The organism is Streptomyces sp. NPDC059740, assembly GCF_042733155.1.
Taxonomy (GTDB): domain Bacteria; phylum Actinomycetota; class Actinomycetes; order Streptomycetales; family Streptomycetaceae; genus Streptomyces.
The window spans coordinates 57,093-65,136 of sequence record NZ_JBHWGP010000015.1 but is presented as its reverse complement, the minus strand read 5'-3'; the positions used below and the strand labels follow the sequence as shown (position 1 = coordinate 65,136).

The 8,044-nt window shown below is 72.3% G+C and carries 7 protein-coding genes; 5 read left to right on the top strand and 2 right to left on the bottom strand.

All coding sequences use genetic code 11. The features are described from left to right. Together ACFV3R_RS19355 and ACFV3R_RS19350 are read right to left on the bottom strand one after the other, a co-directional pair. On the bottom strand, positions 1 to 1,728 hold a 1,728-nt coding region (locus tag ACFV3R_RS19355; protein WP_385584038.1), incomplete at its 3' end, for a hypothetical protein. A gap of 144 nt (positions 1,729 to 1,872) precedes the next feature. After that, a complete protein-coding gene (locus ACFV3R_RS19350) occupies positions 1,873 to 2,265 on the bottom strand; it encodes a WXG100 family type VII secretion target (RefSeq protein ID WP_385584035.1) in 393 nt (130 codons plus the stop codon). Positions 2,266 to 2,675: 410 nt separating this feature from the next. Here ACFV3R_RS19350 and ACFV3R_RS19345 point away from each other — a divergent pair, with 410 nt between their 5' ends. The 5 genes from ACFV3R_RS19345 (at position 2,676) to ACFV3R_RS19325 (ending at position 8,043) form a co-directional block, all read left to right on the top strand. Beyond that, on the top strand, positions 2,676 to 3,905 hold the full coding sequence (locus ACFV3R_RS19345) for a cytochrome P450 (RefSeq protein ID WP_385584032.1): 1,230 nt from the start codon (positions 2,676 to 2,678) through the stop codon (positions 3,903 to 3,905). A gap of 185 nt (positions 3,906 to 4,090) precedes the next feature. Next, positions 4,091 to 5,341: a helix-turn-helix domain-containing protein gene (locus ACFV3R_RS19340; protein WP_385584028.1), complete on the top strand. Its 1,251-nt coding sequence runs from the start codon at positions 4,091 to 4,093 to the stop codon at positions 5,339 to 5,341. Positions 5,342 to 5,846: 505 nt separating this feature from the next. Continuing rightward, positions 5,847 to 7,268, top strand: coding sequence for an ATP-binding protein (locus tag ACFV3R_RS19335; protein WP_385584025.1), 1,422 nt, complete (start codon positions 5,847 to 5,849; stop codon positions 7,266 to 7,268). After that, positions 7,265 to 7,690: a roadblock/LC7 domain-containing protein gene (locus ACFV3R_RS19330; protein WP_385584022.1), complete on the top strand. Its 426-nt coding sequence runs from the start codon at positions 7,265 to 7,267 to the stop codon at positions 7,688 to 7,690. Before ACFV3R_RS19335 ends, ACFV3R_RS19330 begins: the two co-directional genes overlap by 4 nt. Further along, entirely contained in the window at positions 7,687 to 8,043 is a 357-nt protein-coding gene (locus tag ACFV3R_RS19325) for a DUF742 domain-containing protein (RefSeq protein ID WP_385584019.1), read from the top strand. Before ACFV3R_RS19330 ends, ACFV3R_RS19325 begins: the two co-directional genes overlap by 4 nt. Position 8,044: the final 1 nt, after the last annotated feature.

Genomic DNA, 8,044 nt, shown 5'->3' with positions numbered 1-8,044 from the left:
TGTCGGCCCGTCGGTCGGCGTGCCCTGATGAGTGGGTCCGTCGGCGGGAGTGCCCTGGTGGGTGGGTGTGGTGGCGGGGGTGTCTTGGTGCGTCGGGGTGTCGACGGGCGTGCCCTGGTGCGTGGGCGTGGCGACGGGCGTGTCTTGGTGCGTGGGGCTGTCGACCGGCGTGCCCTGGTGCGTGGGTGTGGTGGCGGGGGTGTCCTGGTGCGTCGGGCTGTCCGTCGGAGTGACCGGCGTGCCCTGGTGCGTCGGGCTGTCGACGGGCGTGCCCTGGTGCGTGGGCGTGGTGACAGGGGTGTCTTGGTGGGCAGGCGTAGAGATGGGCGTGCCCTGATGAGTGGGTCCGTCGGCGGGCGTGCCCTGGTGCGTGGGTGTGGCGACGGGCGTGTCTTGGTGCGTGGGGCTGTCGACCGGCGTGCCCTGGTGGGTGGGCGTGGTGACAGGGGTGTCTTGGTGCGTCGGGCTGTCGGCGGGCGTGCCCTGGTGGGTGGGCGTGGTGACAGGCGTGTCCTGATGCGTCGGGCTGTCCGTCGGAGTGACCGGCGTGCCCTGGTGCGTGGGTGTGGGCGTGCTGTGGTCAGGCGTTGCTGTGGGCGTGGGCGTCGACTGGGGGCGCTCGTCGAACGGTGACCGCTGGCCCGGCGGGGGAAGCGGCTCCGCCTTCGGCCGTGGTGCGTCCGACGTGGAGTCGCCGGCGTTCGAGGTCGTGCCGTCGGTGTGCGTGGACCCGCCGGTCCCGCCACCGGAGGAGGAGTTCGAGCCGCCCGAGCCGCCCGAGCCGGTGAAGCCGCCGTTGCCCCCGGCCCCGGTGGTCGTCGTCGAACCGGAACCGCCTGTCCCGCCGCCCGAGGACGAACCGGAGTCCGAGCCGCCGCCGGAGTCGCTGCTGCCCGAGCTGCTGTCGTTGCTGGTCGACCTGTCGTCCGGTCCAGAGCCGCTGCCCGAACCGCCGTCCCGGGTGGGGCTGCCGTCGCCGCCACGACCGGCGGCGTGGCCCAGGCCGGTGTTGACGTGGTGGCCGGCCGCCGCGCCGGCGCCGTCGCGCAGGGACTCCGTGAAGGTCTGCCCCGAGTTCTCCGCGGCCTCCTTGCCCGCGTCCCAACCGGCCTTCGCCGTGCGACCGGCGTTGAAGCCGTTCTGCGCGTCGAAGTTCATGTTGACGCCCTGCGCGATGACGTCGGAGATCATCGCCTGCAGAGCCGAGACCGCCGGCTCCTTGAGGGTCTCCATGATGGCGTCGACCAGCTGCTTGGCGGCTTCCTTGATGAGCTTCCGCACGATGAGCCGCGTCGCCTGCGTCGCCGCGGCGAGTCCCACCTCGGAGAGGCCGAAGGTGAACGGCGCCGCGGCCTGCGCGGCGATGATCTCGGCCGCGAGGATCGCCAACTGGGCGATCACCGCCACCTTCATCCCGATGATGATGCCCGCGCCGACGTCCATCGCGGAGGCGATCAACTCGCAGGCGGTGCGCGCGTCGTCGAGGTAACCGGAGCCGCCGGTGAACTTCTCCCACGTCTTGACGAACGCGTCGATGTCGTCGCCGGAGTTCTGCGAGGTGATGTCGCCGGCCGCGCTGACACCTTCGGCCTGCAACTGCTCGACGGCCCGGCCGAACGTCCGCCACTGCTCGGCGGACTCCCTCATCTTGTCCTCGTCGCCCGTCGGCCAGTCGTAGCCGAGCATCTCCAGGACCCACTCGAGGGCATCCGGCAACATCAACGACACGAGGTACTCCTCGGAGAAACGGGCTCGAAGAACCGACGCTGGACAGAAAGGCGAAGTCCGGCGACCGGCCGGGATTCAGGGGTGTGACGAGAGGACGCCCCCGGTCCGCCGGGCCGGGGGAGTGGGGGCTGGCAGGCGCGCAGATCAGGTGGAGGAGACGTGCGGCGCCCGGAACTGGGCGATCTGCTGACTGTTCGAGTCGTTGTTGTGGTACGTCGTCTGCATCAACGTGTCGTTGTCCGACTCGTTCTGCTCATGGTTGTTGGCCATGGTGGACAACCCCGCACCGATCTTCTGCAACTGCTGGGCCAGATGCCCCATCGACTCGTACATGCCGTCACGCAGGCCCTCGTAGGCGATGCCGAACTTCTCACCGACCTCGTCGTCGCCCCACGGCGGCGTGTCCTGCCCCTCCAGGCTCGTCAGGCCGGACTGCAACTTGTCCACCGCTGACTGGTACCGGTCGCCGATGGAGGAGAAGCGGGTGCCTCCGGTGTGCAGTGAGGCGACATCTACCTGCAGTCCCTGTCCTGCCATTACCTACCCCGTTTCCCCGGCCCTGCGGTGCGTCGTTCGACACACCGCACCGGTCATTGTCCTGTCGGCGGTGACCGCCCATCAAGCGGTGACGTGTCACGGAGACGTTACCGGTCCGCCGTGCGCGTCTCGCACGTGCCTTCGCGGCAGCGCCTCACCACCCATCACGCAGCCGGGGAACCGATGGTTGCGGTGGGTTTCGCGAGACTGTTCGGGAGCGTCACGACATCCCTCGGACGTTCACCTTCTGTACGCGGCTTCCCGACGAGATCTCCCCCAATGCAGGTCGACGCCTCCTGATCCGCCCCTGCCATGATGGCCGCCCCCGGAAACACCCCCATCACCCCCGCAGCGCGGACCGAGTCGCCGGCGAGGGCGGGGACCGACCAGGTTCACAGGACGGAGCACTAATGGGAACCGCAGGCTGCCCGTACGCGCTGGACGTGAGGGGCCAGGACCACCGGGCAGAGGCCGGGCACCTGCGGTCGCAGGGTCCAGCCGTCGAGGTCGAGCTGCCCGGCGGGGTGCGGGCCTGGGCCGTGGTCAGGCCCCAGTACGTCAAACGCCTCCTGACGGACGACCGCATAGCCAAGGACGCCAGGCTGTACTGGCCCGACTTCATCGAGGGCCGCGTCACCCAGGAGTGGGCGCTCTACCCGTGGGTCGCGGTCGAGAACATGCTCAGCGTCTCCGGGGAGAAGCACGCCCGGCTGCGGCGCCTGGTCGCCGGAGCCTTCACCGCCCGCCGCACCGAACGACTGCGGCCCCGCGTCGAGGCACTGACCGCCGCCCTCCTCGACGCCCTGGCCCAGGCCCCCGCCGACCGGCCGGTGGACCTGCGCTCCCGGTTCGCGATGGTCCTGCCGATGCAGGTCATCTGCGAACTCTTCGGAGTGGCGGAGGAGGACCGCGACGCGCTCTGCGCCGACATCGCCCTGGTCTTCAGCACCTCCGAGGAGGCATCCCTGGTCCGGGCCGCCCAGGAACGGGTCAGCCAGGCACTCGCCGCACTGGTGGCGGCCAAGCGCGCACAGCCCGCCGACGACCTCACCACGGCTCTCATCGAGATCCGCGACACCGACGGCGACCGGCTCAGCGAGGCCGAACTCATCGGCACCCTCAACCTGATGCTCGCCGCGGGCCTGGAGACGGCCGGGACCCTCATCACCAACGCCGTCGTCGCGCTGCTGTCCGACCCCGAGCAGCTCGCCCACGTGCGGGCCGGCCGCGCGGACTGGGACGCGGTGATCGCCGAGACCATGCGGGTCCGCAACCCCGCCTCCTTCATCCCGCTGCGCTACGCGGTCGAGGACGTCGAACTCGACGAGAGCACCACCCTGCGCAAGGGCGACGCCGTCATCGTCAACTTCGCCGCGGCCGGTGTCGACCCCGAGGTGCACGGGGACGACGCCGAGGTCTTCGACCTCGCCCGCGAGCGGAACCGGGAGAACCTCGGCTTCGGACACGGCGTCCACTACTGCCTCGGTGCGGCACTGGCGCGGTTGGAGGTCTCCACCGCCCTGGACCAGCTCTTCCGCAGGTTCCCCGGCGTCTCCCTCGCCGTGCCCGCCGAGAAGCTCCGGCCCGCACCGACGTTCATCATCAACGGGTACGCTGCCCTGCCCGTCCTGCTGGGGTGACCACCCGGCCCGGGGCCCGGCGCGGACGCACCGTGACGGCGGCCCGGGCCGCGCCCGGCCACCCCACAGGCCTGCCGCCCTCCCCGGGACGGGGCGGCCCACCGACACCGCCGTGCGACGCCCGACGTGGCAGGCAGCCGCCCCGCCGTGCGCGGACGGAAGCAGAGGAAAGAACCGCCGGCACGATGAGCCACAGCACCACACTGGGGGAACGGCTGCGCGTACTCCGGCGCGCCCGCAAGCTCTCCACCACCCAACTCGCCCAGCGCGTCGCCATCTCGCCCAGTTACGTGCAGAAACTGGAGTCCGGCGCGCGCAAGGCCGGCCCCGACCTCCTCGCCAGCCTCTCGCAGGCACTGCGCTGCCCGCCCGAGGCGCTCAGCGGAGCACCCGCCCTCCCCCGGGACGAGGAGCGGTCCCAGCGCGACGCCCTCAGCCTGCTCCCGCGACTGCGGCGCCTGATGCTCTGCCACGAGGCACCCGAGGACCTCGACCGGGCACCGCGGCCCCTGCCCGTCCTCGCCGCGGAGGTCGACCGCATCGCCGCCGCCCGCCGTGACGGCCGCTACCTGAGCTCGGCCCCCGCACTCCCCGCCGTGCTCCGCGAGCTCACCCACACCGCCCTGACCGCCACCGCCGAGGACGAGGCCCGCGCCGCCTACCGGCACCTCGCCCGTACCTACCGGGCGGTGAACTCCCTGGCCCACAAGACCGGCCACCACGACCTGTCCCTCACCGCCCTGGACCGCGTCCGCTGGGCCGCGGCCCGCTCCGGCGACCCCCTGCTGGAGACCACCGCCGGCTACCTGCTGGCCGGGGCGATGCTGCGGGAGGGCGCGCACGAAGCCGCCCACCGCCGGCTCACCGCACTGCGGACGGCGCTGCGGCGCACCCGCCCCGAGAGGACCGCCCCCACCGCGGAGGAGGCAGCCGTGGACGGCGCCCTGCTGCTGAAGCTGGCCGCCGTGGAGACGCGCCGCAACGCGCTCCTGCCCGCCCGCGCACACCTCAGGGAAGCGGCCGAGATCTCCCGCCGGGCCGGCGACCGCGACAGCCAGGCCTACGAGACCTTCTTCGGCCCCACCAACATCCGCATCCACCAGGTGCACGTGCTGGTCGGCACCGGCGAACCCGAACGGGCACTGGCCGCACTACGGCAGTGGGGCGACGACGGCCAGGAGGAGTGGAGCCCCCCCACCGGCACCCCCGGCGAACGCGCCGCCCGGCACCACCTGGAGGTGGCCACCGCCCGGCTGGCAACCGGCGACCGCACGGGAGCCTTCGCCGAACTCGGGCAGGCCCGCCGGATCGCCCCCAACCTCGTCCGCTACCACCGCCACGCCCAGGAGACGGCCGCCGCACTGATCCGCCTCGACCGCCACCCCGCCAACGAACTCACCGCCTTCGGCCAGTGGGCCGGGATAACAGGAAGATGATCGCCGGTCAAGAGGAGAGGCCGGACAGAGCCGCGCACAGACTGTCCGTTCAGCTTTCTCCGGGGCGTGCAAGGGTTTCTGGCAGTCAGTCGTGAGGAGACCGTGACACACCGCAACCGGAGGCGAAGGGCCCAGTCCCTCGCCGCAGTCGTGCGCCCTGGAAGACGCGGGCGCCGAAAGGCGGCAGCGGGGCCTCGTCCCGCACGGAGCGGCCCCCTGCACCACAGGGGGCGCCGAGCCGTCCCGCACGACGGTGATCACCGCTGACAGTGCCACGACCACGGGGGAGAGACATCACCATCTCGATCGGACACAGGTGTGCGCGATGACGGGCCGGCCCCGGGGGTCGCGCGGGCGCACGGTCGACCAGTACGGACGAGCGTCGAGGCTGCCCGCCTGGTCGCAGGGCAATGCCTCTCGCGGTGCCCGAACCCCCAGTGGTGACATCCACGACGAGAAGGATTGCACACATGTCCTTCACTCTTCCGCCAACTGAGGATTTCTGATGTCGAAGATTCCGGAGGCGCTGCCCGAGATCTGGGCCGTGGTCACGACGGCGACGACGTTCGCCCTGGCCGGCTTCCAGGTCCGTGCCCGCCGCTCGGCCGCCGCGCTGCGCGCCGAGAAGGACGCCGCCACCGCGCAGGCGGCCCGCGGCGAGTCCTACCGCGCCGCCGTCGACTCCGAGACGCGGCACCTGGCCTCCACCCGACTGCCCGCCCTCGTCAAACACCTCGCCCACCAGCACGTCACCGTCCCCGACCTCCTCAACGCCACCCTGCGCAGCACCGAAGTCGAGCGCGCCCACCGCGAGGTCATGGACCACCTCGCCGGCGCCGTGACGGCGGAGCGCGAACGCGTCGACGAGTCGGCCCAGGCGGTCATGCGCGGCGCCACCACCGTCATCCAGGCACAGAGTTACCAGGTCCAGTCCAAGATCGTCGAGATGCAGGAGCGCTACGAGGACCCGGACGTCGCCGCCGACCTGCTGGCCCTGGACGAACTCAACGAGCAGAACCTGCGCCGCATCCAGTCCACCGGCGTGCTCTGCGGAGCCTGGCCGGGACTGACCCGCTCCGACTCCCACCTCGGTGACATAGCCGTGGGCGCCCAGGCCCGGGTCCGCGGCCACCAGCGCGTCCGCGTCAGCAGCCGGCTCACCGCACCCGTGGCCGTGGTGGCCCGTGCCGTCGAACCGGTCGCCGTCGTCCTGGCGGAACTCCTCGCCAACGCCGTGCACCACTCCCACGGCTCGCTCTCCGTGGACGTCAGCCTCCACCAGGCCGAGTCCGGAGCCTGCATCATCGTCGACGACGCCGGGGTGGGCATGCACCCGGAGGAGGTCGAGTTCGCGCAGCGGGTGATGGCAGGCGACCGCGCCGGCCTGCTGACCGAACTCGGCGACCCGCCCCGCACCGGCTTCGCCACCATCGGCCGCCTCACCCGGCAGTACGGGTTCTCCGTCTCCGTCGACAAGCCCGCCCCCTACGGCGGGGTGCGCGCCGTCGTCTTCATCCCCGCCCACCTGCTGACCCTGCTGGACGAGGAGGAGTTCCCCGTCTCCGCGATGGCACCCCTCAGCCACTCCGTCCGGCCCACCGGCGCGCCGGGCCTCCAGGACCTCACGCGTCCCCACCAGCCGGCCGTCCCCCCACAGACCGCGGGCCCCAGGGCGGGCGGTCACACCGCCGCCGCGGCTGCGCCGGAGACCAACGCGCCGCAGCCCGCCACCCCCGCCGCGTCGGTGGACGACCTGCCGCGTCGCCGCCGCCGCAGCCCCCAGCCCGCACAGGCCGCCACACCGTCCCCCGCCAAGCCCGACCGCACACCGGAGGACTTCGCCGCCACCTGGCGCGCCTTCCAGGCCGGCACGGCGTCCGGACGAGCAGCCGCCACGGAAGAGAACCGCGAAGGGAACCACCGATGACCACTCCCAAGGGCTTCGTCAACCAGGACATGTCCTGGGTGCTGGAACCGCTCATGGAACTGCCGCACGTCGAGCACGCCATCGTCCTCTCCGGCGACGGACTCGTCCGGGGGGCGTCGGCCGGTCTCGACCGCGAGGCGGGCGAGGGGGCGTCCGCCATGATGTCCGCGCTCCAGGGCGCCGCCCGCTCCGTCGCCGCCGCCTTCTCGGGCAACAGCGACCCGCGGTTGCGCCAGGTGGTCGTCGACACCGACGAGGGCTACGTCTTCGCCATCCCGGCCGGCGCCAACACCGTCCTCTGCGTCTTCGCCCGCCCCCAGGTCGACATGGGCGTGGTCACCCACTACATGCAGATCCAGGTATCGACTCTCGGGAGGAAGGTCATGCACTCGGAGACCCGGGACACCGGCCCGCGGTCATGACCCCGGGACGCGACAGCCGGCGACTGGTGCCGACGTACCTGGCGACCGCGGGCAGGACACACCCGACCCGCAACACCCTGGACCGCCTCACCGTCCTCAGCGCCACCCACCCCTACCCGCCGGACGACGCCGCCCCCGCCCGGCGCCGCCTCGTGCAACTCCTGCAGGGCGGCGCCCTGACCCTCAGCGAGGCGGCGGCCCACCTGGGGCTGCCGGTGAGCGTCGTCCGCATCGTCGTGGCCGACCTCGTCGACAGCGGGCAGGTCGCCGCCCGCGCACCCATACCCCCAGCAGAGAAGCACGACCGTCAGCTACTAGAGAGGGTGCTCAGTGGACTCCGCGCCGTCCGGTAAC